Annotated in this window: 23 protein-coding genes and 1 tRNA gene; 6 read left to right on the top strand and 18 right to left on the bottom strand. The window is 51.2% G+C overall.

Annotation, left to right across the window (positions count from 1 at the left end):
* Positions 1-325 precede the first annotated feature (325 nt).
* The 5 genes from JUF13_RS01315 to ntdP all read right to left on the bottom strand — a co-directional run bounded on the left by JUF13_RS01315 (position 326) and on the right by ntdP (position 6,361).
* Positions 326-2,350: a CDP-glycerol glycerophosphotransferase family protein gene (locus JUF13_RS01315; protein WP_203637398.1), complete on the bottom strand. Its 2,025-nt coding sequence runs from the start codon at positions 2,348-2,350 to the stop codon at positions 326-328.
* Positions 2,351-2,364: 14 nt separating this feature from the next.
* Positions 2,365-3,249, bottom strand: a complete 885-nt coding sequence (locus tag JUF13_RS01320; protein ID WP_125765079.1) for a hypothetical protein — start codon at positions 3,247-3,249, stop codon at positions 2,365-2,367.
* 67 nt (positions 3,250-3,316) lie between these two features.
* Positions 3,317-3,733, bottom strand: coding sequence for a glycerol-3-phosphate cytidylyltransferase (tagD, locus tag JUF13_RS01325; protein WP_203637399.1), 417 nt, complete (start codon positions 3,731-3,733; stop codon positions 3,317-3,319).
* A gap of 153 nt (positions 3,734-3,886) precedes the next feature.
* Positions 3,887-4,999: an AI-2E family transporter gene (locus JUF13_RS01330; RefSeq protein ID WP_203637400.1), complete on the bottom strand. Its 1,113-nt coding sequence runs from the start codon at positions 4,997-4,999 to the stop codon at positions 3,887-3,889.
* An 807-nt stretch (positions 5,000-5,806) separates the two neighbouring features.
* On the bottom strand, positions 5,807-6,361 hold the full coding sequence (gene ntdP, locus JUF13_RS01335) for a nucleoside tri-diphosphate phosphatase (protein ID WP_125765082.1): 555 nt from the start codon (positions 6,359-6,361) through the stop codon (positions 5,807-5,809).
* Between the two features lie 673 nt (positions 6,362-7,034).
* On the opposite strand from ntdP, the gene JUF13_RS01340 reads away from it, so the two are divergent.
* Positions 7,035-7,280 (top strand): YdeI/OmpD-associated family protein, encoded by a 246-nt coding sequence (locus JUF13_RS01340; RefSeq protein ID WP_203637401.1) that lies wholly within the window; start codon positions 7,035-7,037, stop codon positions 7,278-7,280.
* Positions 7,281-7,352: 72 nt separating this feature from the next.
* On the opposite strand, the gene JUF13_RS01345 is transcribed toward JUF13_RS01340, so the two are convergent.
* On the bottom strand, positions 7,353-8,534 hold the full coding sequence (locus JUF13_RS01345) for a serine hydrolase domain-containing protein (RefSeq protein WP_203637402.1): 1,182 nt from the start codon (positions 8,532-8,534) through the stop codon (positions 7,353-7,355).
* Between the two features lie 43 nt (positions 8,535-8,577).
* Positions 8,578-9,378, bottom strand: a complete 801-nt coding sequence (gene recX / locus JUF13_RS01350; protein WP_125765085.1) for a recombination regulator RecX — start codon at positions 9,376-9,378, stop codon at positions 8,578-8,580.
* A gap of 244 nt (positions 9,379-9,622) precedes the next feature.
* On the opposite strand from recX, the gene JUF13_RS01355 reads away from it, so the two are divergent.
* Positions 9,623-10,081, top strand: a complete 459-nt coding sequence (locus JUF13_RS01355; protein WP_203637403.1) for a flavodoxin — start codon at positions 9,623-9,625, stop codon at positions 10,079-10,081.
* Between the two features lie 343 nt (positions 10,082-10,424).
* Here JUF13_RS01355 and JUF13_RS01360 read toward each other — a convergent pair whose 3' ends face one another.
* The 3 genes from JUF13_RS01360 to wecB all read right to left on the bottom strand — a co-directional run bounded on the left by JUF13_RS01360 (position 10,425) and on the right by wecB (position 13,764).
* Entirely contained in the window at positions 10,425-11,345 is a 921-nt protein-coding gene (locus JUF13_RS01360; protein WP_203637404.1) for a YihY/virulence factor BrkB family protein, read from the bottom strand.
* Positions 11,346-11,780: 435 nt separating this feature from the next.
* Positions 11,781-12,638: a nuclease-related domain-containing protein gene (locus tag JUF13_RS01365; protein ID WP_125765088.1), complete on the bottom strand. Its 858-nt coding sequence runs from the start codon at positions 12,636-12,638 to the stop codon at positions 11,781-11,783.
* On the bottom strand, positions 12,631-13,764 hold the full coding sequence (wecB, locus tag JUF13_RS01370; RefSeq protein WP_308439860.1) for a non-hydrolyzing UDP-N-acetylglucosamine 2-epimerase: 1,134 nt from the start codon (positions 13,762-13,764) through the stop codon (positions 12,631-12,633). The genes JUF13_RS01365 and wecB overlap by 8 nt, the downstream gene beginning before the upstream one ends.
* A gap of 628 nt (positions 13,765-14,392) precedes the next feature.
* On the opposite strand from wecB, the gene JUF13_RS01375 reads away from it, so the two are divergent.
* Positions 14,393-15,334 carry a glycosyltransferase family 2 protein gene (locus JUF13_RS01375; RefSeq protein ID WP_203637406.1) on the top strand — a complete coding sequence of 314 codons (942 nt, stop codon included), beginning with the start codon at positions 14,393-14,395 and terminating at the stop codon, positions 15,332-15,334.
* 63 nt (positions 15,335-15,397) lie between these two features.
* Positions 15,398-15,862, top strand: a complete 465-nt coding sequence (locus JUF13_RS01380; RefSeq protein WP_203637407.1) for a GNAT family N-acetyltransferase — start codon at positions 15,398-15,400, stop codon at positions 15,860-15,862.
* A gap of 74 nt (positions 15,863-15,936) precedes the next feature.
* Here JUF13_RS01380 and JUF13_RS01385 read toward each other — a convergent pair whose 3' ends face one another.
* From JUF13_RS01385 to JUF13_RS01410, 6 genes are all read right to left on the bottom strand, one after another.
* Positions 15,937-17,292, bottom strand: coding sequence for a gluconate:H+ symporter (locus JUF13_RS01385; protein ID WP_203637408.1), 1,356 nt, complete (start codon positions 17,290-17,292; stop codon positions 15,937-15,939).
* Between the two features lie 160 nt (positions 17,293-17,452).
* Entirely contained in the window at positions 17,453-17,905 is a 453-nt protein-coding gene (locus JUF13_RS01390; protein ID WP_125765093.1) for a universal stress protein, read from the bottom strand.
* 415 nt (positions 17,906-18,320) lie between these two features.
* Entirely contained in the window at positions 18,321-18,593 is a 273-nt protein-coding gene (locus JUF13_RS01395; RefSeq protein ID WP_125765094.1) for a hypothetical protein, read from the bottom strand.
* A 149-nt stretch (positions 18,594-18,742) separates the two neighbouring features.
* Positions 18,743-18,815: transfer RNA gene (locus JUF13_RS01400), tRNA-Arg, on the bottom strand.
* Positions 18,816-18,868: 53 nt separating this feature from the next.
* Positions 18,869-20,218, bottom strand: a complete 1,350-nt coding sequence (locus JUF13_RS01405) for a DEAD/DEAH box helicase (RefSeq protein WP_203637409.1) — start codon at positions 20,216-20,218, stop codon at positions 18,869-18,871.
* A gap of 12 nt (positions 20,219-20,230) precedes the next feature.
* The gene (locus tag JUF13_RS01410) at positions 20,231-21,235 is read right to left on the bottom strand and encodes a Gfo/Idh/MocA family protein (RefSeq protein WP_203637410.1); all 1,005 of its coding nucleotides are present in this window, start codon (positions 21,233-21,235) and stop codon (positions 20,231-20,233) included.
* A 668-nt stretch (positions 21,236-21,903) separates the two neighbouring features.
* Here JUF13_RS01410 and JUF13_RS01415 point away from each other — a divergent pair.
* Positions 21,904-22,281: a DUF4828 domain-containing protein gene (locus JUF13_RS01415; protein ID WP_203637411.1), complete on the top strand. Its 378-nt coding sequence runs from the start codon at positions 21,904-21,906 to the stop codon at positions 22,279-22,281.
* A gap of 54 nt (positions 22,282-22,335) precedes the next feature.
* Here the strand turns inward: JUF13_RS01415 and JUF13_RS01420 are convergent, their stop codons facing one another.
* Together JUF13_RS01420 and JUF13_RS01425 are read right to left on the bottom strand one after the other, a co-directional pair.
* The gene (locus JUF13_RS01420) at positions 22,336-23,091 is read right to left on the bottom strand and encodes a GH25 family lysozyme (protein ID WP_203637412.1); all 756 of its coding nucleotides are present in this window, start codon (positions 23,089-23,091) and stop codon (positions 22,336-22,338) included.
* 438 nt (positions 23,092-23,529) lie between these two features.
* Positions 23,530-24,354, bottom strand: coding sequence for a MurR/RpiR family transcriptional regulator (locus JUF13_RS01425; RefSeq protein ID WP_203637413.1), 825 nt, complete (start codon positions 24,352-24,354; stop codon positions 23,530-23,532).
* Positions 24,355-24,831: 477 nt separating this feature from the next.
* Between JUF13_RS01425 and gnd the strand changes: the two genes are divergently transcribed.
* On the top strand, positions 24,832-25,737 hold the full coding sequence (gnd, locus tag JUF13_RS01430) for a phosphogluconate dehydrogenase (NAD(+)-dependent, decarboxylating) (protein WP_125765100.1): 906 nt from the start codon (positions 24,832-24,834) through the stop codon (positions 25,735-25,737).
* The last annotated feature ends 3 nt before the right edge of the window (positions 25,738-25,740 follow it).

Consider the following 25,740-nt stretch of genomic DNA (forward strand, 5'->3'; position numbering starts at 1 on the left):
AACTATCGCAAAAGAACCGCCAGCTGGTAGGTTAAAACCGTGTCAGCCGTAGGGCTGGGAAAACTGGGCCGGTCGTGGAAGTGACCAGAGGCAGATCAAAGTGACCGGCTGTGTCGGTGGTCTTGGCTGGAGTTTTGTTCCAGCCTAGCCCACGGGGCGACTTTTGAGACCGCTTTTCGGCTCAAAATCGAGGTGGAAGCCCGCCCTTTGGCTGTAACCGACCCCATAGCCGGGCACTTTGAATCTGCCGCCGGGAACGGACGCGACCAGGCCCAGTTTTCACCAGCCTGGAGGCGCGAACAACGACAGGTTTAACCCGCCAAAGCTAGACGTTCTTTTCGATTTGTTGAACGACGTAGTTGACGATCTTCAGGGAACTGAGCCCATCATCAATCGCACAGAACCGCCGGTAGAAGTCCATAAACTTCTGATTGCCGCTCATATCTGGCGTCTTCAGTTTGTCGGAAACCAAGTCCAACAGCTGATGCTCGTTATGGGCAATTTCACCCGGCAAGTCCTTTTCGTAGTCGAGGTAGAAGCCCCGCAATTCGTCCTTGTACATGTGGTAATCGTACGGGTAGAACAGGATTGGTCGCTTGAGGTAAGCGAAGTCGAAGAAGACGGACGAGTAATCGGTGATCAACATATCTGAGATCAGGTACAGCTCGGAAATGTCTGGGTGGTTGGAGAGGTCAAAGACAACGCCCTCGTAACCACTGATATCCAGGGCATTTGAAATCAAATAATGCATCCGCAGAACCAGAACGGCATCCTGGCCGAAGCGCTTGCGGAAGTCATCCAGGGAGAATGGCAGCTCGAAGGTATACTTCCCCTTCTCAGCAAACTGGTTGTCTCGGTAAGTTGGCGCGTAGAGTACGACCTTCTTATCGAGCGGAATCCCCAGCCGTTGCTTCAGCGCAGTCACGTCTTCAGGCGTACTGTTGATCAGTTCGTCGTTTCGCGGATAACCGACCTTTAAGATTTGATTGTTAAACCCAAAGGCTGACCGGAAGATCCGCGTCGAGTAATCGTTAGGTGAGACCAATGCATCCCAGCGGTTGGCTTCACGGACGAAGTTGGCGTGGTACTTAGCCGTCGTTGTGCCGGGCATGGAAACATTTTCAATGTCCAGTCCCAACTTCTTCAACGGCGTCCCATGCCAGGTTTGGATGTAGGTCACATAGTTTGGCTTGCGCACCCATGACGGGAACCGCGCGTTACTGATCCAGAAGCTGGCCTTTTCTAGCGTCCGCACCCACTTGGACGTCCGCCGAATGACAAACGGAATCCCATTTTCCTTACAGAACTTCTTCTGTTCCCGGTCGATCGACCAGACAAAGTTGAAGCCAGGATAGAGTTGGACGAACAGCCGGTAAATGGCGTATGGCGAGTCACTGACCTGCCGCCCACCAAAACTTTCGAAGATGATGGTGGGTTGCTCAAATGCCCGGTGACCGCGCTTGAATAACCGGCGCATGTAAGCCAGGTTGACCTTGTCCATTAACATGGAGAACAGCTTGGTGACGCCACCGACTTTGCTAGAGGCATTCGCCACGCGTTGTGGCAACGTTGGCGCGGCCATTTCCCGCACACGGATTCCATTGTCAAAGCGTTTTTCAACGACGACCAAGCGATGCCCTGGCGTCACCGCCTGGGTCACTTGCCCGGCTAACGATTTGGCCAATACGACCCGTTGTTCCAGGTCCTGACCGGCCACCGTTGAGCGGATGAACAGCTGTTGCTTGGTGTCTTTAGCCAAGTCCGACAGCGGAATCGACGCCGTAAAGAGCCCATGCAGGCTCATGTGGGCAATTGGCCATTCCGCAGAACTATCCTGTTGCTCATTCTTTAAGACCAAGCGTTGGTTCTCGATTGGCTGCCCGTTGATGCGGCTTTGCCCAATAACCTGTAACTGGTCATCCTGCAAGTTAATCGCACTGATGGTGAATTCCGTTTCCGCCTGTTGGGTGTGCATGTTAAACAGCGCCATCCCCTCGGCATCACTATTCACTTGGTAATAACTGGTCAGGGTAAATTGGTGCCGGTCACTCAGGTATTCACTTTCGACCTGGACCAGGCCCCGCGTATTCTGCTGGCGAATGTTTAAGTACAGTTCCCAGCTAAATTCACTTTGGCCCTCTGCCGCAAATTGCAGCGCATTGGCGTCCACCCGGATCTGCACGACCTCAGCGCTGACCACCTTACTGATGGGTACGGTGATTGACGCCTGGGTGTTCTTTTCCAGGAAGGTGACCGCCAGATCATCGAAGGGTTCCGGCACGTCGATCAATTCAAGTTCCAGTTCTTGTAAATTCTTTTTATGATGTAATCCAGATAAAATCGCACGCACGATGGAAAAACTCCTTAGTAATTAAAAATCAGCTGGTTCGGCATCTGTGGGGATAACTCGGCGTTAACGGCCAAGTCCACGTATAGCTGGGTGTCCGGCGTCAACAGGTGACTCAGCACGGCTTGATAAAAGGTGTACAAATTATCAAAGCGCCGGTAGTTTGAGTACGCCAGCACCCCATAATAGGTTTCGGTCGTCGACACGATTGAGGTGTGGTCAATCGTTGCGGCTTCTGCCTTACTCCGTTGCCGCTTGGTCATGTTGGCCGTCGCCGCGTTTTGCTTGGCATCCGCAAATTCCGTGGCTAACATCGCTGACGAATTGCTCAGATTAAAGACCTGATCAACTGGCCGTTCATGCCGGACGAACCGCAGGACAGCTTCTCCCTTGGCGTTTAAGATGTAACTGGTCTGGGCAACCTCATCGGCAATCTTTTCGATGCCCACGACGTTCCCGTCCAATCCATAAGTATCGATTTGTTTCAATTGGTCTGCTTGATATTGCCGCAAGACCATTGGCGTTTCGTCGTTCAATTGGCGTAATTCCGCCACCAAATGGCCAGCGTCTAAGTAGCGTTTCACTTGTTCTTCATTGTCGGCAAAGAGTCGTTCGTCAAAGTCCGTCAGTACCGGCTCGTTGCGTTCCCCACTGGTCAGCTTCAGCCCCTGTTCGTCCTGGTACAGGTCGGCCAACGTGATCAAGTTCACGTTTTGCACGTCGGGGTTCTTTTGGGCCAAGCGATTCAGGTAGTCGCGGACCTGCCAAGTCGCTTCAAAATCAACTAGCGCGACCAAGACACTGACCGGCACCCCTTTCCGCACGGCCTGTAGCAACTGCTGTGAGAAGTTTGGTTTGTGCATCCCGTTTAAGGACGTCACTAGAAAAATAATCTGTTGCATTCGTTTGCCTCCGTCTACGCTCTCTAAGAAAAAATCCCTAGTCAACGACTAAGGATTATCACCAACACTACTCTTTTTCCTGCCAGTCTTTTTCGTCTGAAAGGCCTAAGTCGTGCTTAATTTTAGTCGTGGAGATGCCTTCCGTCCGTGGTAAGTAAATAACTTCACAGTAATCCTTCAAGAAGTCAAACTTCCCCTTCCAGTCATCACCCATGACGAAGATATCGATGTCATTTTCTTGAACGTCGCGAATCTTTTGGTCCCAAGTGGTTTCAGGAATCACGTGGTCCACGTACTTAATGGCTTCCAAGATGTACTTACGGTCTTCGTATGACGTGTAAGCCCGCTTGCCCTTTTCGGCGTTAAATTCGTCGGAGGACACGCAAACCGTTAAGTCATCGCCTAAGGCCTTAGCCCGCTTCAATAACCGAATGTGACCCTTGTGCAACAGATCAAACGTTCCGTACGTAATTACTTTTTTCATGTAGATTCTCCTACTTTATCTGGTTAATTTCCCTCGATAGTCCCTGAGGGGGTCGCTAAAAAATTCCAATAACAATCTAAATAGTAGCATATTCAGCGGTGACGTCAACTTCAAACCGCAAACGTTACGCTTTTCTTGAGAAATTTTGCCCCGCTAAAGGGCTTTGCGCTCGGAATGTTCCAGGCGCCAAATACTGTAAAGATACTGAACAATCGTCTTCACCACGGCATAGAATGGGATGGCTAAGATCATGCCCAGCAATCCGGCAATATTTCCCGCGGCCAACAAAATAATAATGATGGTCAACGGATGAATTTGTAAACTCTTGCCAATAATGTTGGGGTAAACCAGGTTGCCATCGATCTGTTGCACGACAACTACCACGATGATCACGTAGATCACCAGACTGGTGCTACTGGTAAATGCCACGATCAGTGCTGGTAAAATCCCAATGTAGGGTCCCACGTAAGGAATCAAGTTGCACAAACCGGCGAAGAATCCCAGCAACAGCGCATATTTTTCACCCACGAAGAAGTACCCAATGGCCGTGAAGCTCCCGACGAAAACACACTCAATGATTTGACCACCCACGTACCGCGCAATCGTGGTGTTCATCCGGCTCAGCAGCTCCGCGGTCTGGTCGCCGTGCTTGGTGGGCAGCCACTTGCGAATGGCCGGCATCAGCTTGTCCCCATCCTTCAGCATGTAGAACAGCATGACAGGCACTGTAACGGCCGTGACGGTCACCGTGGTCACTGTTCCAATAATGGAGCCAATCCCGCTGGTAAGGCCGCTCATGAAGCTCTGAGCGTATTTAGAGAGGGCCGACTGTAGCTGACTCAGGTATTTGGAGAAATCAATGTTCTTAAACGCCGGATGATCAATCAGCTTGCGCAAAACACCCTCGGTCGACTTAGCAAAGTCGGGGATATTACCAACCAGTGTGGTCACCTGGGTCACGAGCCGTGGAATCAGCCACATACCGCCCGCAACCAGAATCAGGACCAGGAGTAAGAACACCAGCGCGACGGCTCCGGTCCGGTTAATGTGAAATTTCTTCCACCGGACCTTTTCGAGAATCTTGACTAGTGGGTTCAATAAGTAAAAGAGAATCCCCGATATTAGTAGTGGTGCAAAGATGGTTGAGAGAAAAATGCCAATTGGTGAAAACAAAAAACTAATCTGCGTGCAGACCCAAATCAGTGCCGCCACAATCAACAGCTCTAACGACCAAAACATGATTTTTGAATTCGCGACCCATTTCATCCCGGTTGCCCCTTCCTGGTTCAAACTAGTGTTCTATCAGTGCCTCCGGGCTGGTGAAAATGGCCTTCGTCGCGTCCGTTCCCGGCGGTGAGCTCAAGCGGCCCTGCTGTGGGGCCGGTTCCAGCCTAAGAAGCGGGCTTCCACCTCACCTTTGCGCCTGAAAACCGGTCGCAAAGGTTGTCCCATGGGCTAGGCTGGGAAAATACCCCAGCCAAGGCCACCGACACAGCTGGTCGGCTTGGCTCACCTCTGGTCACTGCCACGACTGGCCCATTTTCACCAGCCCTGCGGCTCACACTAGTTTAAGCCGCAGTTATTATGTACTTTTTTCTTTTTGTTGTTACTGTTTATGTCTAGGCATCGATGACTCTGACCATGTGCGGTCAATTAATTGAGAAAACAGCGTCGGAACCAAACACTGTGTTTCGTTCCTTTGCTATGCTCACTGATACAATTGTATTCGTTTAACACAAATTTAGCCTACGGACTAGAAACACACTATCCTGAACACATTCGGATAAGGGGCTAAATCCATGCCAGCCGGAGGGTCGGTGTAAATAGGCTCAGCCGTGGGAGTTGCCTTAGCGGGTTCCCCACTTAGGCAACTGCTATCTTTGAGACGCGACCTTCGGCTCAAAGTAAGTCCGGAGACCGCCCTTCGGCTCCGGGCGGCGCCCACAGCGTCCCGGCCTATTTTCACCGACCCGGAGGCGAAAACAACGCGTAATTCACCCCGTATCCCAATTTAGAAAAAAAGGAGCGAGCCACGAATGGACTTGCTCCTGGTGGTACGGAAGACAACTCTTACTAATCATTCGAGCGCCGCAGCAGCTCCTGATACCGTTGATACCAGAGATCGACATAGGCTTGGGAAAAGGGGCCCTTATGATGATTAATCCAATCGACTAAGGTCAACACGTTGGCCTTTAAAATGCGGTCAGTCTCTTCGCCGTAATGCCACCGTTGGCTGAAATCCTCATACTCGTCAACGTCGAGCAGGCGTTTTTCACCATCCGGAAAGACCTTCACGTCGAGATCATAATCAATGTATTTGAGCGCTTCTTTGTCCATCACATACGGGGAAGCCAAATTACAGTAATACGACACCCCGTTGTCCCGAATCATCGCAACAATGTTAAACCAATAATGCTTGTGAAAATAAACGATTGCGGGCTCTCGTGTCACCCACCGCCGCCCATCGTCTTCGGTGACCAATGTATGATCATTGACGCCGATGAGGGCGTTCTCGCTTGTTTTGAGTACCATAGTGTCGCGCCAAGTTCGATGCAAACTTCCGTCGTGCTTGTAGCTTTTGATCGTAATGAAGTCGCCTTCCTTAGGTCCTCTAGCTTCGCGCGTCATGTATAAACCCTACTTTCCAAAAGTAACGGGTAACTATAAAAATTCACTCAACATTATACCAGATTTGGCGCGTCTTGAATAGGTTCAGACCGATTATGCGCGACAAAACCTGTGGAATGGCAACTATCCCCAGTAAAATTAACTTAATCAACTGCGTTTGGGTTAACCGCACCGCCTCCGGGCTGGTGAAAATTGGGCCTGGTCGCGTCCGTTCCCGACGGCGCGCTCAAGGTGCCCTGCTGTGGGGCCGGTTCCAGCCAAAGGACGGGCTTCCACCTCGACTTTGAGCCAAAAATCGGTCTCAAAGGTCGTCCCATGGGCTAGGCTGGAAAAAGACTCCAGCCAAGACCATCGACACAGCTGGGCACCTTGGCGCGCCTCTGGTCACTTCCACGACCGTCCCAGTTTTCCCAGCCCTGCGGCTAACATTGGTTTAACCCAGCTACATTTTTCTCACAGCGGCTGTGATTCTGGCTTATGGCTCAACCTAACAATCAGTTGCGTCATGGGAACGCCGATTACGATACGCATTTTCTACTCACTGACACCGATTTTTCCCTCCTCGCCAGCTCACCTCGACCACTGCCGCCAATCATCCCCTCACCAAACCGTGTTATACTAATGCCAATCAGAAACTCGCACCACCCAACTTACTTGAACGAGGTGAACACTTTTGGCTCAAGCTCCCCTTGGTACCTTTGAACCGATGATTCCGCAAGTCGCTGAACTGCTGGCCGATGATGCCCAGTTAACTGACTTCTTTCAGTCGTTGACCGTGGGGTATCAGCGCGAGTGGGCGCGTTACATCTTCGGTGCCAAAGCCGAGGATACCAAGCAACGCCACATCGCGGACATGCGCAAGATTCTTGCCGCTGGCTACAAATCCAAGCGGGCGTATGGCAGCCGGCCTAAAGCTTAACGGTTACCGACGCAACGTCAAAGGACCTGACTCCCACTTCTGGGCAGTCAGGTCCTTTTTGCTTGCGTTCAGTTAATGATTCAATTGACCCGCCTCTAAGAGATTCCAGATTTGAATGGCTGGCGTTTGAGACAGTTGGTTCGCCCGGTAGTAGTTACTCAGGAGAATCACCCCGTCCTCGCCGTCCTTGCTGACGAGGGCCGTCGCCTCGTACCCGTAGGCTAGACCGTGGACCCGGATGTAGCCGGGGTAAACGTAGGCACCGCCACCGTACATCGAGGCCGTTCCCGGTGCCAGCAGGACGTTGACGTCGCTGGCTGGGTACAGCTTACCCAGTAACATGTTTCGCTCACCAATGAAGAGGTCGTGGGCCGACATGTAGACCTGGCCCGTCCCAAATTGATAGAACATGGATGCCCGGGACTCAGGGTACTTGGCGTCGTAATTGGTATCAACGTCCGCCTGGTTATTGTTTTGATACCCCTGAGAAAAGGCCCGGCGATGCGCCATCTTGAACACGAAACCCGTGTGATTCAGGTTCCACGGTTCAATAATGTTTTCCGTGAAGTATTGGCGGTAGCTTTCCCCACTGACCTGCTGAATGATTCCCGCCAGTAGCATAAAGTTGACCGGTGAATAGTTCCACCTACCAATATCTCGCGGTTGACTAATGATGTTGGACAAAATGAATTTGATCATGCCATTTTCCGAATTTAAAGTGTCCGGAAAGGCCTCCAGCGTCAGCCCGCTCTTCATATCCAGCATGTCACGCAATGTGATGCGCTTGGCCCCCTTGATCTGCGGGTAGTATTTGGACAGCGGATCCGTCAGTGAAAGTCTCTGCGCTGCGGCTAATTTCATGATCAGACCGGCCGTAAACGACTTCTGCACGGACGCCAACTGGTACACGCTGTTGACGCCGTTCTTTTTCTGCTCGCCGGCATCCGCGTAGCCCATCCCCTGCTGGTAGATGACCTTGTCCCCGTGCATGACCAGTGCGGTCCCCACGAACCGGTTGGCCCGTAAAATGGCATCGATTTCTCGGGAGGCCGCTGTTTGCTTGGGTGCCGTCTTTTTCTTGGCCGGCTTCTTTGGTTGCGGCTTGGGCTTCGGCTTAACCACCGAAGAGCTACTGCTAACGGCTGCGGGCTGCGGATGCGTCTCCGCCAGCCCGTTGAACCACCACGCGAGGCCACCCCCGATTCCCAAAACCATGCCAAATGCCACCAAGGCCCCTAAAGTCTTCTTGTGCATCTCAACATCCCCTTACTCCTAGTGCTTGGTTGTTGCCTAAAAACTACTCAGCCGATTCCCCTAAATCAGCCAGCCACTGACTAATGTCGTCGAGCTGAAAGCCCTTGCGATACAGGACCTGTTTCGTTTTATACTTGCGTTCCGATGGGCTGAGCGTCCGGTAACGGTGCCAGACCTTTTCACCCTGTTTGACCAACAACTCGTGCTGCTGGTCAACGTCTGGCGTTAGGTCCAGCGACTCCAGCATTTGACCAATCTCATCGTTGTTAAAGCCGCGGCTCATCAGTCCCTGGCGAATCTTCTGTTGCTGGGTGCCAAAGGCCTGGCGGTGATACCGTTTCGCCAGCTTCTGGGCCACGGCCGTCCCCACGGTCAAGCGGTCTTCTGGTGTATACAGTAACAACGCATCGTCAATCAGCTTTTCGCCGACCCCTTTTTGCCGTAAATGTTGGCGAATCACGCGGGGCCCCTTGTCACCCGTGTGCATCATGGTCCGCACGTAGCTCGCCGCGTAATGGGCATCGTCTAGTAAATGCAACTCGCGTAATTTTTTAAACGTCGCGTCAATCGTGGGTTCCGGAATCTCCAAGGTGACCAGCTTGTCGTGCACTTCTTTTTCCGTGCGCAGCTGATTCGACAGATAATCCAGTGCCCGGTTGTAGGCCTTGGACACGTTATCGGCATCCACCAGTTGAGATTTTAACTGCTGGTCAACTTCCATGCCCTTGAATAGACGAAAGTCGATCAACACGCCCTCACTCACCGGAAACGCGTAAGCGCCGTCAATATAAATATTATACCGGCCACTACGTTTTTGGGCCTCAATCATGGTAATGACGGCCATTAACCCTCACATCCTTTTCTCAATTTCAGAAACATTTTGCTGTTCTTGGCATTATTTTACCAGTTCGCCGGGGGGTGTGGGAAGCAGAGCGACAGATTTGTTAGTCAATCATCTTTTCGCGGCAATCACGGTTGGCCGCCACAACGATTCCTAGTCACCATCGCAGTGACCTGCTATAATTGGGACAACTTGCTGGCGGTCCCAACCGACTGACCAGTCGATCTAAAAATAAGGAGTGAGCGCTTTGGTAACAGCACAAGTGGTCTTTGCCACCATCACCGGCAATAACGAAGACGTTGCGGACATCGTCACGGAAAAATTGGAAGACCTGGGATGTCAGGTCACCGAGACAGAAATTTCACAGACGGACGCCGCCGAGTTTGAAAACGTCGACATCTGTGTGGTCTGTGCCTACACCTACGACGAAGGCTCCCTTCCCGACGAAGGCATGGACTTCTACGAGGACCTCCAGTCCATCGACCTGACCGATAAAATTTACGGCGTGGCCGGTTCCGGCGATACCTTCTATGGCGAATACTACAACACCACGGTGGATCACTTTGACGCCACCTTCCAGAAGACTGGTGCCATTCGCGGTGCAGCTCCCGTTAAAATTAACTTGGCACCGGATCAGGCCGCCATCGACCAGCTCGACGCCATGGTCCAACAGCTCGTGGACACCTACCACGCTAAACACAGCTAACTCTTTCGTTCCCGGCGGCGGGCTCAAGGTGCCCTGCTGTGGGGCCGGTTCCAGCCAAAGGGCGGGCTTCCACCTCAACTTTGAGCCTGAGAATCGGTCTCAAAGGTTGTCCCATGCTCTAAGCTGAGAAAAATCACTCAGCTAAGACCATCGACACAGCTGGTCACCTTGGCCCACCTCTGGTCACTGACGTTTGTGGTCTTTAGGCGGCTTTGGTGGCTATCCACGAATTGCTGGTCTTTGTTTTACTTTCTATCCGTATTTGATTCTATGTCTCACAATTATATTAATACGCACAAATAAAGCCTCCCACCGACAAACTTGTTGGTAGGAGGCTCTTTGCTTATTTCTCTTTATTTTTTAAATGATATTTGCGATACCTTAACAGGTTGGGGATGGCCAACGCCTTTTGTTCCTCGATGGCCCCCACGATTAACTCCTGGATGGCCGCGTTCAACACGGCCCCAAACATCAGGATCAATCCGGTGAAGTCCAACCAGAACATTAAGAAGATGAACGTTCCAATCGTTTTATAGCTATCGATGTTGTGCACGAAGTATTTCACGTAGATGGAAAACGCCTGCGAGAGGAGCAACCAACCCACCGTGGCGACCAGGGCCCCGGGCCACACGAACCGCCATTTTAACTTAGCGTTGGGCACGAAGTAAAAGAGAATCATCAACACGACGAAGACCACGAAAAACGTAAACGGCCATTTCAACGCGTTAACGTACCCCAGAATCGCCCGTGGCAGGTGTAGCAAAGGGGTCAGCTTTTCCAACACGATTTGCCCGAAACTAAAAAAGATCATGAGGGCAAACAGGAAGGCAATCAGCACGACCATCCAGAAAAATGCTACGACCCGATTGACGAACGCATTTTGATTCTTCGCGACGCCATAGGCCCGGTTGACGGTTCGTTGGAACGCCGCAACCGCCCGGGAGGATGACCAGATGGACACGATAACCCCAATGGACAGCACGCCCCCGCTCCGATTATTCAGGAACGAGTGAATGATGGGCTCCAACATGTCAAAAATACTTTCGGGCACCATTGGCTCAATGCTATCCAGCACCGTCGACGTTTGAATATTTAAATAAGGTAAGATACTGGCTAGCACCAGCAGGGCTGGGAATAGCGACAGCAACGTATAATAGGCCAAAACGACGGCGGAATCGGACACGTTGGCCATCGTGTAGTGCTTCATGATGGTTCCGTAAACGTGCTTGAGTTGCGCGCCCCGTTTGCGCCACTGAGTGGTCAAGGTGTTCGAACCTCCTTTTTCTAGAAGATGGGTTGGTCGGTATCTTACGTTCCCGGCGGCGGGCTCAAGGAGTCCTGCTGTGGGGCCGGTTTCAGCCAAAGAGCGGGCTTCCACCTCAACTTTGAGCCTGGGGTGCGGTCTCAAAGGTTGTCCCATGCTCTAAGCTGAGAAAAATCACTCAGCTAAGACCATCGACACAGCTGGTCACCTTGGCCCGCCTCTGGTCACTGACACTGACCAAACCATCTTCTATTTGTGTCTCGAATTGTTTTCTGTTGGTAATCTATTTATCGTCAACTTGATTGTCCACAAAATCAATCACTATACCCAATCGTAACTTGTCCTAGTAATTGTGACCGCGATTTATTAGTTTACCAATTCTCCAACTATCTCGCAATAGCCTATTCGTCTTACTCTAACTAAACGCCATCGCTATTAGAATGATCCGTAATCCTCAGCGAACTTCAGCGTGCCAATCATCTTTTCCAGCGTCTTGCGGCTGAAGCGCACCCGCTTGGCCTGACGGAAGGATTCGATGAACGTGGCTAAGTCGTCATAGTTGGCGACCGCCGTACAATTATACGCGTCGTGGGCGTTCAGCTTGGTCTTATTCCCCACGACCAACGAATTGGTACGGTCGTAACGATCGTAGTAATTATAATAGACCAACGGTTTCACAAAGTCGATGATCCGGTCGTTTTTGTTCTCCAATTGCTTGTGCATCGTAATTTCACTATTGATGTAGCGCACCAACAATTTCGACGAGAGTTCCGCCTGAGTGGCGGGGTTACTGATACCCGTGTGTAGCGTGATTGAACGTTGCCCGCGGCCCTCTTGTTCCAGGCTCATGGTGTAGCCCTGCGTCAGCGACTCGTTTTCTTCCGATAAATTTGGCAGGAAGAATCGGTCTAAGCGGTTAGTCAGTGCCGCAGCGGTATCCTGGTCCTTCTCGCGGTTCTTGAGATTGACCGCCGAGAAGTCGTCCAGACTAGACGAAAAAATTTCTTCGGAGAGGTCATGAAAAATCATCCCCCGCCAATACTTACTCTCCACGTTAATGACACCAAACGAGGTCACCAGTAAATTATCAATTTGCATGACCCGCCAGGAATCACCCTCGTTCATTTCCTGAGTCACGGGATTCTTGACCTTGTTGGCAAAGTGCACGTTGCGCAAGATTTTATAATCAAATCGTTCGTTGTGCTTCTTCGCGGCCTGGTGAATATCCCGCATAATTTCTGACAACTGTTCCGTGGTCTTGATTTCGGCCCGGTCATAAGCCGTCTCAGCCATTTGCATTTCCTCCATTGATGGTCGTTTCGATTGCGGCCAAAATTCTTTCTGACGCGTGGCCATCGCCGTATGGGTTCTTGGCCTGCGCCATTTGATCGTACGCCGCCTGGTCAGATAGCAAGTTTTCCATCGCTGCCGTGACCTTAGCTGGATCGGTGCCGACCAACTTCAACGTTCCGTTCGTGACCCCTTCCGGCCGTTCCGTGGTGTCCCGCAAAACTAGGACCGGCTTGTTCAATGAGGGGGCTTCTTCCTGCACGCCACCGGAGTCCGTCATGATAAAGTAGCTCCGCGCCGCCATGTTATGGAAATCCACGACATCCAGGGGATCAATCAGATGAATCCGATTCATGCCACCCAGCTCTTCGTGAGCAGCCGCCTGAACGACCGGGCTCAAATGAACCGGATAAACGACTTCCACGTCCGGATGGGCTTCAACGACCCGCCGCACGGCCTTGAAGACGGCGTGCATAGGCGCACCCTGATTTTCCCGCCGATGCATCGTCAGTAAGATCATCCGATGATCCGGGGCAACCTGAGTCAGGACGTCATGCTGGTAATTGGCATCCACCGTCTGCTTGAGCGCATCAATGGCCGTGTTCCCGGTCACATAGATGTGGTCATCCGGATGGGCCTGCTTCAACAGATTCTGCCGGGATAATTCCGTGGGCGCAAAGTAGAGGTCACTTAAAATATCCGTCAGCTGTCGGTTCATTTCCTCGGGATACGGAGAGTACTTGTCCCAGGTCCGCAAGCCGGCCTCCACGTGGCCCAGTAGCGTCTGGTGATAAAAGGCACTCACACTGGCAGCGAAGGTCGTGGTCGTGTCCCCGTGAACCAGCACGATATCTGGCTGGGCCTCGGTCATGACATGATCCAAATGGGTCAAGACCCGCGTGGTGATGTCACTGAGCGTCTGCTTGGGCTTCATGATATTTAAATCATAATCAGGTTTAATTTTAAAAATTTCAAGCACTTGATCCAGCATTTCCCGGTGTTGGGCCGTGACCACGGTAATCGGCGTAAATTCTGCCGGCCGTTGCTGCATCGCTAAAATAATTGGGGCCATCTTAATGGCTTCTGGACGGGTACCAAACACCGTCATAACTTTAATCGGTTTTGTCACAAACATTTCCCTCCAAAGTGGTGTTGATTAGGTCAATTATAGCAGAAGCGTGTCGGGCATGTTATTAATTCCGGTTTTTCCTCCCAAATGCTACACTGAGCGAGAACTGGTTCTTGCACTCGCCTTACCGGGCGGGAAAAATGGACCGGAACGCTGGGGCGGCCGTCCGAAGCCAAAGAGCGGTCTTCGGACTTGCTTTGAACCTCAAAGAGCGAGTTTCAAAGACACCAGTTCTCTAAGCAACACGGCCCGTTGCTAAGAGAACTCCCACGGCTGAGTCCATTTTTCCCACCCTCACGGCTGACTGTAAAGCCAGTTCTCACTCACCGCTCACGTCTGTCTCTACTCCCCCCCGCAATTCTCTTCTCTACTTACGTTCCCAATTTCCCCTTCAATTTCGTCTAACCAATTCAAATCCCCACTAATTTACGCATCCGAAAGATTGTTTTCAATGCCACTTAATTTGCCCACTGACCATTAAACTCAATTCACTTCACAACTGTAAGCGGATTCACCCAACTCTTGCTCGTGTCGTTGTAGCGTTGTCACCCACTTTTAAGCGAATTGTCATGGTCAGTCCCGGCCTTTTGAGGTAAGATAGTAACGTTGTGTGAAAGGAATGTCTACGATGAAAAAGTTAAGTCTGGTCGTTCCTTGCTATAACGAGGAGGAGTCTATTCCCTTATTTTACCGAACCGTTAGCAAGGTGATCGATTCAATGAACACCCCTACCCCGACGGTTGAGCCGGAGTACATTTTTGTGGATGATGGGTCAAGTGACCACACCCTTAAGGAAATGAAAGAATTACACCAAAACCATCCCGAAACGGTCCATTACCGGTCGTTCTCACGGAACTTTGGGAAGGAGTCAGCCCTCGCAGCCGGGCTACAAGCCACCACTGGGGACATGGTCGCTGTGATGGACGTTGACTTACAAGATCCACCCGAATTATTACCGCAAATGGTCGACCTCATTGAAAATGACGACTACGACTGTGTCGGGACAATTCAAAAGGAACGCCGCGGTCAAAGCAAGTTACGGGCCTTTCTGTCCAGCAGCTTTTACCGCGTGATCAATAAGATTTCGGACGTCCGCATCGAACCCAACGCCCGGGATTACCGGTTAATGACCCGGCAGTTCGTGGATACGGTCACGTCATTGCCCGAATTCAACCGGTTCTCCAAGGGCATCTTCAGTTGGGTCGGTTTCAAGACGACCTACCTGACCTACGAGAGTCAACCCCGCGCGGCTGGCACCACGCACTGGAACTTACGCCAACTGTTTGCCTACTCCATTGAAGGCATCATTGACTTCTCCAATGCCCCGTTGCGCCTGGCTACCTGGGTCGGCAGTATTTCTTTTTTTCTGTCGATCATTGGGATAATCTTCGTCATCGTTCGCGCGTTAACCGTGGGCGGCGCCGTTGCCGGCTGGCCATCCCTGGTCGCTATCATGCTGTTTATTGGTGGGATTCAATTATTCTGCCTCGGCATTTTAGGCCAATACATCAATAAAATTTACCTTGAAACGAAACACCGGCCAAAGTACATTGTCCGGGAAGAAGAGTAAGCCTAGGGGCTCGGCACACGTTGTCGGGCCTTTTTGTCATCCCAGAAAGGTGGTAACTCCCCCATGCTGATTCGTCCATATCGCGCCACAGATTTCGCGGAAATTCGCCAGTTATTCAAACAAACCATTCAAACGGTCAATGCGAAAGACTACACGCCGGCACAGCTAGCCGTTTGGATTGGTTCCGACGATGCCCCGACTCGAGCGCGCTGGCAAACGTCTCTGGCGGCCCACACAACCCGTGTCGCCTGTCAGTCGGGACAAGTGGTGGGCTTTGCCGACATGACCGCCACAGGATATTTAGATCGATTATACGTTCATGTCCAGTACCAACACCAAGGCGTTGCCCACGCCTTAATCACCGCCCTGGAACATGCGGTTTCCGCTGACCGGTACACCACTGCCGCATCCATCACCGCCCGCCCCTTCTTTGAACACGAAGGTTATCGCGTTATCCGCCTGCAACAGGTGGAACGGGCCGGCATTCACCTAATCAATTACATTATGGAAAAAGCCAGTAAAAGTTAAAAATGCGCGTAAAAAATCCCCGTAGCCACGTTAACCATGGCTACAGGGATTTTAATCAATAGCAATAACTTGTATTAGTGAATAATCATGTTCATTAAGAGCACCATTAACAACCCAACCACGGAGATAACCGTTTCCAGGGTCGTCCAGACTTGGAACGTTTGCTTAACGCTCAGGTCAAAGTACTCGGAGAACATCCAGAAACCGGCATCGTTCACGTGAGAAGCCGCTAAGGAACCGGCCCCGATGGCTAAGGCAATCATGACCGGATCAGCACCCAGTGAGTGCATCAATGGCATAATCAGCCCGGAAGCCGTCATCCCGGAAACCGTGGCGGAGCCCAGGGAAATCCGTAAGATAACGGTAATCAGCCAAGCCAACAGGATTGGTGAGAACGTGGAGTTCATCATCAACTGTTGCACGGCCTTACCGACCCCACCATCAATCAGAACTTGCTTGAAGGCAGAACCCCCAGCAATCACCATCAGTAACATGGCAATTGACTTGATGGCGTCTTCCAGCGTGCCACTGATTTCCTTCATGGAACGACCCCGATGGAAACCCATGGACCAGATGGCAAAGAGTAAGGCGACGACCATGGCGATGACGGGGTTCCCCAGCATCGTGATGACCGCATCCAAACCGTGCGGATTCTTCGGCGCCGTTCCGCCATTGACCGCCATTTGATAAATCGTTGCCAAAATCATGAAGACAACTGGGAATAAGGAGGTGAAGACGGACAGACCGAAGCCTGGCGTTTCATCCAAATCGAATTCCTTTACTTCACCAAAGGCCGGTAAAGACTTCTTAACGACAAACAATTCTGGATTAAACCGACGGATCACGCGGGTCCAAACTGGCCCAGCAATGATCACACAGGGAATGGCCACAATGATTCCGACCATTAACATTTCCCCCACGTTAGCCCCTAAAGCCGTCGCAACAGCGGTTGGGGATGGTTGTGGTGGTAAGAATCCTTGGGTCGCAGACAGTGCGGCTGCCATGGAGATCCCCAGATAGAGGAATGGGACGTCGGCTTCCAACGCAACCGCAAAGACGATTGGCGTTACCAGAACCAGCCCAACTTCAAATAACAGGGAAATCCCAATCAGGAAGGACGCCACCACAATGGCAACTTGAAGGCGTTTCTTCCCAAAAATCTTGATCAACGTCCGGGCAATTCGGTAAGAACCCCCAGCGTCAGACACCAACCGACCAATCATGGCCCCGAACCCAAAAACGATAATCAGTTCGCCCATTGAGCTGCCAATACCGTTTTTGATGGAATCCGCAATATTTGCGGGGTTCATGCCTAAGCCAAGCGCTACCAAAATAGACGTAGCGATTAATGAAACGAAGGTGTTTAACTTTACTCGAATGATTAAAAAGAGTAACAGTAAAATACCCAATAATAAAATCACGAACTGCATATTTCTCTCTCTTTTCTTATGCTCGATTCTGATAAAACCAGCCTGCCGCAGCCAGAATTATCTTGTCGCATAAGAACCATTGTATGAAAAATATTTTCAAGTTGCAAGGGGGTAACTGAATATTATTTACAGTTTGCTTGTGAAAACAGTCATGAAAACGCTATCTGACAATCATTACGGAAACTGGAGAATATTTTGCCATGTAGGCCGCTTGACTCCCAAAGTATTTCCGCACGCCAGATTGTGAAAGTGACCCCACAACTAGCAGGTCTGGTTCAACCTCGGGGATAATCTTTTTCACAATCGTTTCTCCGGGGTCCCCCTCACCGATGATAATTTTCACCTTGGTGATGCCAAACCGCCGCGCTAATTTTTCATATTCCTGTAAATGCGCTTGTAAATCACTGCGTTGACCATGCACGTAATCCTTGCTGAGAGCTTGGTAGATATTCATGTTGTCAGATTCCAGTACGGAACAAATCACTAACTCAGCGTCGTCAAACTTCGCCCGGTTCATCGCGTAACGAAAGGCCAGTTGCGCGTCCGGTGAGTCATCCACCCCAACTAAAATTCGGGTAAACTTCTTTGGGTCCATTGATCCGGTAGTGTCCATTGAAAACTCCTCCTCACTTTTCTTAGCTACGTCCATTATAGCGGAAAACGGTTCCATTGGGGAGCCCTTAGGTTAGTGAAAATAGGTGGACTAAACTTACCGTTCCCGACGGCAGATTCAAGGTGCCCTGCTGTGGGGAACGGCTCCAGCCTGAGAAGCGGTCTGGAGCCTCGCCTTGAAACCTCGCTGAGTATCGCGAGTTTCCAAGGTCGTCCCCTGCTGTAGGCCGGGAAGGAACCCCGACCAACACCAGCGACACAGCTGGTCACCTTGATCCGCCTCTGGTCACTCACGTTGGTTCAACCATTTTCACCAGCTGTGTTCCCCCCTCCCCGTTATATCATCCATAACTATAAAAAATGGGCACCACCAGTCAGTAGTACCCACTCAAAACTAATTTTTCATTTTTTCTCAGTTACTTAACCCGATCCCGCTTTCGCAACCAATTGTTTAACCGCAAGAAGAAATAGATAATTGCAACCAACAGACTCCACGCGATCAGTGCCGTGACGACCATGATGCCTAGAGTCGACAGCGAATGGCCCGTCTGCCACCAATCTTCGACGAGCTCCCAGATTCTGATGCCTGAATGGTGGTGTAGCAAGAAGCTCAGTGGTGCGAATATCAAATCTAAGACGACGCCCAGTGCAATGAACCCCCAGGCCTCTTTCATGGCTCGCTTGAACATGTGACCCCTCCTCCAGGTTTGTGTGAGCATCCAGCATCCCCATAGCTTGACCCACGCTTAATCCCTCTTTTAGTTTAGCATATCCCTCACTGTAAACAAAAAGCGCGCCGGATTGGTTTCCGGAACGCTCTCGATTGATTCATTTTTGATGGCCCCACCCGGACTCGAACCGGGATCATTCGCTTAGGAGGCGAGTGCCCTATCCAGTTGTGCTATAGGGCCATATTAAAAGATCCGTTATTAATTTTCACACGGATCTTTGTAATTGTAAAGCGTTACTTCGCTTCGTCGTGGTCACGCCACTTCTTGCGCATCCCTTTATTCTTGGTGTGCCGGTTCTTGTGCTTCTTTTTCTTGCTAGGGTTAGGCGTCTCCGCCTTGACCGTTGGCTTCGCACCGCCACTGGTTTTTACCTTGGCGCTGACCTTAGTACCGTCCTTGGCTTTGGCCGTAGCGGTTGGTTTTGCCGTGGCTTGACGTTCGGCCTTGGCCGTTTCGTTGGCCTGTACGGCGGCAGCGGTTGGCCGTTCCGTCCCTAAGGCTCGTCCGTTAAAGTAGAGTGGAACCAACTCGTAGTCGGTCTCCTTCAGCAGGCGTTTCAAATCACGTAAATCGTGGTCGTCCCCTAAACTGATCACCTGACCCGGTTCGCCCATTCGGCCGGTCCGACCGACCCGGTGCACGTATTCGTTGACCTTATCTGGCAAATCGTAATTGATCACGGCTGGCAGCTTGGGAATGTCTAATCCCCGGGCCGCAACGTCCGTCGTCAATAACAACCGAATCCGTCCCTGACGGAAATCCTGTAAGGCCTTTTCCCGTTGGACCTGTCGCAGATCACTGGTCAACCCCGCTGCGGAAACGTGGTCATGGTAGAAACGCGTTGCCGTCTTGCGGAGCGTACTGGACTGCTTGAAGAAAACCAGTGCCCGGAAATTCGGGATGGCCAGCAGCCGCTTCAGCATTTGGTCACGCTTGTTCATGCCGACCTGTAACAACCCGTGGCGAACTTCCCCCTGCGTGTTGTCTTGGTCCCGGACGTCCACCCGTTCAACGGCTTGGCCGAACCACTTGTCCAGCTCATGTAAAATTGGCGTGTCGGTAGCGGAGAAGAAGCCTAACTGCACATCAGCCGGCATCGACTGGGCAATTTCACGGACAGTGTCTAACGTGTCCCCTGTTAACAGGTCATCGGCTTCATCGACGATCATCAGAGAAATCAAATGCAGCTTGAGCTTACGGTCATTGACCAGGTTCAAGACCCGACCTGGGGTGCCGACGATAATTTCTGGCCGCTTCTTCAAGCGCTCCGTTTGGCGTTTGACGTTGGCCCCACCGGTTAAGGCGGCGACCTTTAAGTCGAGTAACTTGGCCCAGTCACGCATGACCCGGCTGGTCTGAATGGCCAACTCTTGGGAGGGTTCCAGAACAATCAGTTGAATCCCATCCCCTGGCAACAGGTTCGCCAGTGCGGGCAGCGTGAAGGCGACCGTCTTACCGGACCCCGTGGGTGCTAGTCCCAGGACGTTTTGGTCCCCGACCATTTTGTCATAAACGGCCGTTTGAATCGCGGTTGGCGCCTCGTAACCTAAATCTTTAAAATGTTGTTCAAATTGTTTTAACATGCTGTTTCCTTTCTAGTCGTTCTCATCAGCTGGGAAACGCAGGTTGGCGCTGACCCGTAAGCTGTAAAGCACCTGGTTCACGGTCGTGCTCCACTGTAACCAGCGACGATAATCCGCTTGGTTCTGGGAATCAGTTGGGGCATCGAGCACCCGGGCAAAATCAGTCACTTCTGGCAGCATGGGATTGGCCAAGGCTGGTTGGCTGAGGTCCGTGACGTTCCCCGCTGCATCGCGTTCGGACACGTGCGTCAGCTCACCCGCACTGTCCAGTGAAACTGTTTCTTTCAAACCATAAATTTCGGATGGCGCGTAGGAATTGCTGGTCTTCCCAAACGAAACGGTGATGTCAAAGCCGACATAGCGCAGGACTGCCAGCCCCTTGCCATCGGCCCCGGTCGCAATCAACGTTGGGTAATATTGGACATGCTCCGGCTGACCGAAGAGTGCCACGGCAAGATAAATGGGATAAACCCCCAAGTCCTGCAGCGCCCCGGCAGAAAATTGGCGGCTGAACACGTTGGGTACGTCACCATCCAACACCAGGTCGTAACGTGACGAGTATTTCATGTAAGTCAGCGCGGCCCCTTGAATCGTCGGCAAGCCCAGTAAAGCCTTCGACAACGCGTGGAAATTAGGGGTGTGCACGTGCCGGGCCGCCTCAAAGAATTTCACATCTGGATGTTGGGCCAAAGCCGCCTGAATCGCCACCATTTCCTGACGATTACTGAAGGCCGGCTTCTCCACCACGATGGAAATATCATGGGCAATCGCGGCCATGGCCTGGTCAAAGTGCAGGCTGTTAGGTGAGGCAATGTAGACGGCGTCCAAATCGGCCTGCGTCAGCATCTCCTCGTAATCCGTGTAACTGGTCTGCGCCTGGTTCTTGGCTGCGAACGCATCGGCGGTGTCCTGGTGCCGAGAGTAAATCCCAGCCAGTTCATACCGGCCGCTCAGCGCCAACGCCTCTACGAATTGTTGCGTAATCCAATTGGTCCCTACCGTCCCCATACGAATCATGCGAATCCCTCCAAAATTGTTTGAATTGTTTTTGATTTTTGTTAAATTGTGATTAATTGCCGTTCCCGGCGGCGGGCTCAAACCGACCCGCTATGGGGCCCGGTTCCAGCCTATGGAGCGGGCTTCCACCTCGACTTTGAGCCTGAGAAACGGTCTCAAAGGTCGGCCCATGGTCTAACCTGAGAAAATCACTCAGCTAAGACCATCGACACAGCTGGCCGGTTTGGCCCGCCTCTGGTCACTGACACTGATGACTGACTATACCATTTCTGTAATTGAAACACGGATGTCGTGCCAACTATTTGTTCACTTTGGTTGTAGCTGACCACAATTCGAGAACAAACCTCATTCCGAACATTTCTTTCAAATGACATCAGGCGATTCTCAATCGATAGTCATGATGACATCTGTCCAATCACCACAAAACACGCTTACCTTCAAGTTTACCATGCCAGTGCGTGAAAACCCGTGACCAACACTCGGTGATTACTGAGCGTGACGCTGGTATTTGCTCTGCCCAGCTAAGCGCTAATCCCATTTTAACAGTCCCTGTGTTCCGGCGATAGCTTTCGGATTAATTTTCTAAAATCTGAGGGAAATAGTACAGGTTTCCCGGTCAAAAATGTTATATTGTAGAAAGAAACTTAAATTCAAGGGAGGGATTACCGGTGAAAGGTCGAGACATTGCCTTATTTGGAATTTCACTGGTTGCCGGATTGACTGGCGGCTTTTCGTTGCGCAAGAAGAAAGACCCACAACCAAGCACATCGCCACTCTTTTACGTTGGCACGTGGCAGTTTATTGACCCCCACAACCAGCGTCGCCACCGGCTCGAAATTAGTCCTAATCTTGACGTGCAGATTGATGATCACCAGCTTCAAGTCCGGGTTCAGGACCTCAATGAACAGCAATTGACGTTCCAGGATAAATTCGGTTATCACTTAACCATTCACGCCAACGAACGCCAACCAATTTCGTTTTTCGATGAAGCTGATGATTGTACTTACACGATGAAACCTATTTCGCCAACCAAAGATGACGCCTAATCATAACTAAGGACCTGGGATACTTGACCCCAGGTCCTTTTAATTTGCCTAAATTTATGGTGCATACTTCGCCCACACCCGCCGGTTCCCATTGAACACGGACCGAGCCACGGGCTGATCCTGGCCATTCTGGGTCACACTGCCATCCGCATCATATTCGATCAATTTGACCTGCGAATCGTGCCCCGCCAGCTTGCCCCCAGCAATCCAATAATCCTCACTGGGTAAGACTGGCCGAACGAATTGGGTCAACACCTGTTTGTTAGCGAAAATAATGACCCCCTGATGGTACCATTTCAGGCGACTGACCAGCGTTTTGAGCTTCTGACCCTGTGCCGCCATATCCGTATTACTACTATTATATTTACCGTAATAACTGACCGCCACCATAATTGGTAAGGTCCCGGTATCCTGACCGACCGTTTCGTGGAAGTGGCGGTACTGTCGCGCAGCCGAGCTGGTAAAGCTGAATGTATGCGCAACCCCCACCTTGAGGTCTGCCCCCTGGGACCGCGAATAGTTATCGCTGAAATCGTCATCGGTATAGGTCGCCCCAGACGTCGCCTGCAGGTAAACGAAGTCAGTATGCTTGGCGAGTTGTTGGAAGTCCAGGTAGCCACTGTCCTGGTTAATCGTCATCCCCCGTACTGGGTAGTTCTCCAACTGCCGCTTCTGGTGGGCCTGCCACTGACTCCAGCCCACAACAGCGATGACCACCACCAGCAGGAGGCCGAGGCTCCACCACCAACGCCGATGATGCCGACGGCGGTACGTATTTTCATAAATTGGCTTGTACTCAGTTCGTTTCACCGTCAGTCACCGTTTCTCCTTTAGCCGTCGCACCATCTGCTTGGCGCTAGTAGCCACTAAATTTATCTTTTATTATACCATGCCGGCCGCCAGAACCTAACCCGCGGCGCGATTGTCCCTGGTTTTAATTTGGTCGTTGTTGGCGCCTTACCGGTCGTCACTGGGTTAACGGGATGTGAGCCGCAGGGAGAGTGAGAATGGGCTTAGCCGTGGGAATGTTCTTAGCGGCGCTTTTTGCCGGTTAGAACATTGATATCTTTGAGACACCTGGGTGGCTCAAAGTAAGCCCGGAGACCGCTCTTTGGCTCCGGGCGTTCGCCCACAGCGTTCCGGTCCCATTCTCACTCTCCCGGAGGCGCCGGTTCCCCTTAACCCAGTTGACTGCGTGGACGTCAAAGGAGCCGGGAAAATGATCCCGGCCCCTCTGCATTTAGCTAATTAATCTTCATGCCGGGTCTGTTCGATGACATCGCGGACCTTGGTCAACGTTTGATCGGTTCGTGAAGAGATTCGCAACACGGTCATCATAAACAGGCTGTCAAGAATCGCCAGCTGGGAAAGTAACGAGTACATGCCCTCCGACCGGTAGTTCACTTCATCCGTTAGTGATAGGAAGGAAACGTCCGCGGCCTGGGCCAATGGTGACCCACTATAACTGGTGATGGCAATCATCGTGACGTCATTGCGCTCTAGCTCTTCCGCGATTTTCAACGTCTCATGATTCCGACCAGAGTGGGAGATGATAATGGCCACGTCATCCTTCCCCAACTTAGCGGCCTGCATCAACTGAATATCATAGTCCGGATAGTACGCCACGTTCAGTGAGGTCCGCAAAAATTTGTGAAAACCATCTAATGCGGCGATTGAGGACCCGCCGAGGCCGAAGAACGTGACCGACTTGGCGTGAATCAATTTGAGCACCGCCCGGGCCAGCTCGTGTTCACTCAGCGCCTCGTTCGTGGCTTCTAATGAGTGAATCGTGTAGTGGAAGGTTTTATTCGCAATGGTCGACAGGGAATCCCCCTCGCCCAGTTCTGGAAAGGAACTGATTTGGGGCGTGTCTTCAATGGCCAAATGAGCCAAGGCCATGGTGAACTCCCGGTAGTTCGCGTAGTCCATGCGTTTCACAAATCGTGAAATGGTGGCCGTGGAAACCCCGGTGGCGCTGGCCAACTCCTTGATGGTCATTTCACTCACAACGCTGGCGTTGTCCAGTGCCAGTGTCGCCACCTTCTTTTCCGTTGGAGATAGTTGATCGTACATTCCCCGAATCTTACCAATGGTTGAGCGCGCGATGATCGCCGACCCCTTTCTTCGATACCCTTATTTTAAAACTTGTTTTATCTATCAATAGACGGTCTAATCTATAAGCCGGTTACCCACTTAGGTATCCAGCACCCGGACGATTGAATCACATCGACAAGTAAGGTCAGTCACCCAACCAGGAATCCCCATCCCCTGCCGGTTGCCAATCTGTGTCTTACCCCGGTATGCTGACAGCGACGTTGAACTTTTTAGCCAATTTTGCGAATCACAAAATTTTTTGGTAAAAAAGTTTCACTGTCGTAAATCGCCGAAATCCCGCGGTGTAAAGCGATTACCATTTTAAAATCTGCCGCGCGGCGATAACTTATTTCACTTTTTGTAAACATTTTACATCAAAAGCCTTGAAATGTGAAACTTTTTTACATATAATAGCGTTGTCAGAAAAATTTCGCATCATGCAAAGGAGATTATTTCATGAAACTCGGATTAATTGGTTTAGGTAAAATGGGTCTTAGCCTCGCAGAAAACGCTATGGATCACAACCACGAAATCGTTGGTTTTGATTTAAACAAGGATTTTGTCGACAAGGCAGTTGCTGCAGGTGCTGAAGGCGCCGACAGCTTAGAAGACATGGTTTCCAAGTTACCTTCACCTAAGATTGTTTGGGTTATGGTTCCAGCCGGCAAGCCAACTGACTCCACGATTGAATCATTAAGCACGTTGCTCAGCAAGGGCGACATCTTGATTGATGGTGGGAACTCTTACTACAAGGATTCTCTTCGTCACAATGAAATCTTGAAGGCCAAAGGCATTGACTTCTTTGACTGTGGGACTTCAGGTGGTATGGAAGGTGCACGTTCACACGGTAACTTCATGATTGGTGGGGACAACAAGGCTGCTTTCGAAACGATCCGTCCATTATACGACGACATTGCTGAAAAAGACGGTTACCTTTACACCGGTCCAGCTGCTTCAGGTCACTACTTGAAGATGGTCCACAATGGTATCGAATACGGCCAAATGCAAGCCATCGCTGAAGGTTTCGAAGTTCTCGAAGCTTCCAAGTTCGACTACGACAACGAAGCCGTTGCTAAGGTTTGGAGCCATGGTTCTGTTATCCGGGGCTGGCTCATGGAATTGGCTGAAGAACAATTCGCCAAGGATCCTGAACTTAAGAATATCGCCGGCCGCATGCATGCTTCTGGTGAAGGCCAATGGACTGTTCAAGAAGGTTTGGACAGCCATGTACCTACGCCAGTTATCGCTTTGTCATTAATGATGCGTTACCGTTCTATGCAAGATGACACCTTCACTGGTAAAGTTGTTTCAGCTTTACGTAACGGTTTTGGTGGCCACGCCATGGACAAGGCTGGCAAATAATTT

The sequence above is a fragment of the Levilactobacillus wangkuiensis genome, from assembly GCF_016861605.1.
Classification (GTDB): Bacteria; Bacillota; Bacilli; order Lactobacillales; family Lactobacillaceae; genus Levilactobacillus; species Levilactobacillus wangkuiensis.

What these genes read in the sequence shown, in the direction of transcription:
- JUF13_RS01320 (WP_125765079.1), bottom strand. Translation starts at nt 3,249, where the DNA reads ATGCAACAGATTATTTTTCTAGTGACGTCCTTAAACGGGATGCACAAA.
- tagD (WP_203637399.1), bottom strand. Translation starts at nt 3,733, where the DNA reads ATGAAAAAAGTAATTACGTACGGAACGTTTGATCTGTTGCACAAGGGT.
- JUF13_RS01330 (WP_203637400.1), bottom strand. Translation starts at nt 4,999, where the DNA reads ATGAAATGGGTCGCGAATTCAAAAATCATGTTTTGGTCGTTAGAGCTG.
- ntdP (WP_125765082.1), bottom strand. Translation starts at nt 6,361, where the DNA reads ATGACGCGCGAAGCTAGAGGACCTAAGGAAGGCGACTTCATTACGATC.
- JUF13_RS01345 (WP_203637402.1), bottom strand. Translation starts at nt 8,534, where the DNA reads ATGCACAAGAAGACTTTAGGGGCCTTGGTGGCATTTGGCATGGTTTTG.
- recX (WP_125765085.1), bottom strand. Translation starts at nt 9,378, where the DNA reads ATGGCCGTCATTACCATGATTGAGGCCCAAAAACGTAGTGGCCGGTAT.
- JUF13_RS01365 (WP_125765088.1), bottom strand. Translation starts at nt 12,638, where the DNA reads ATGGCTGAGACGGCTTATGACCGGGCCGAAATCAAGACCACGGAACAG.
- JUF13_RS01375 (WP_203637406.1), top strand. Translation starts at nt 14,393, where the DNA reads ATGAAAAAGTTAAGTCTGGTCGTTCCTTGCTATAACGAGGAGGAGTCT.
- JUF13_RS01380 (WP_203637407.1), top strand. Translation starts at nt 15,398, where the DNA reads ATGCTGATTCGTCCATATCGCGCCACAGATTTCGCGGAAATTCGCCAG.
- JUF13_RS01385 (WP_203637408.1), bottom strand. Translation starts at nt 17,292, where the DNA reads ATGCAGTTCGTGATTTTATTATTGGGTATTTTACTGTTACTCTTTTTA.
- JUF13_RS01390 (WP_125765093.1), bottom strand. Translation starts at nt 17,905, where the DNA reads ATGGACACTACCGGATCAATGGACCCAAAGAAGTTTACCCGAATTTTA.
- JUF13_RS01395 (WP_125765094.1), bottom strand. Translation starts at nt 18,593, where the DNA reads ATGTTCAAGCGAGCCATGAAAGAGGCCTGGGGGTTCATTGCACTGGGC.
- JUF13_RS01405 (WP_203637409.1), bottom strand. Translation starts at nt 20,218, where the DNA reads ATGTTAAAACAATTTGAACAACATTTTAAAGATTTAGGTTACGAGGCG.
- JUF13_RS01410 (WP_203637410.1), bottom strand. Translation starts at nt 21,235, where the DNA reads ATGATTCGTATGGGGACGGTAGGGACCAATTGGATTACGCAACAATTC.
- JUF13_RS01425 (WP_203637413.1), bottom strand. Translation starts at nt 24,354, where the DNA reads ATGTACGATCAACTATCTCCAACGGAAAAGAAGGTGGCGACACTGGCA.
- gnd (WP_125765100.1), top strand. Translation starts at nt 24,832, where the DNA reads ATGAAACTCGGATTAATTGGTTTAGGTAAAATGGGTCTTAGCCTCGCA.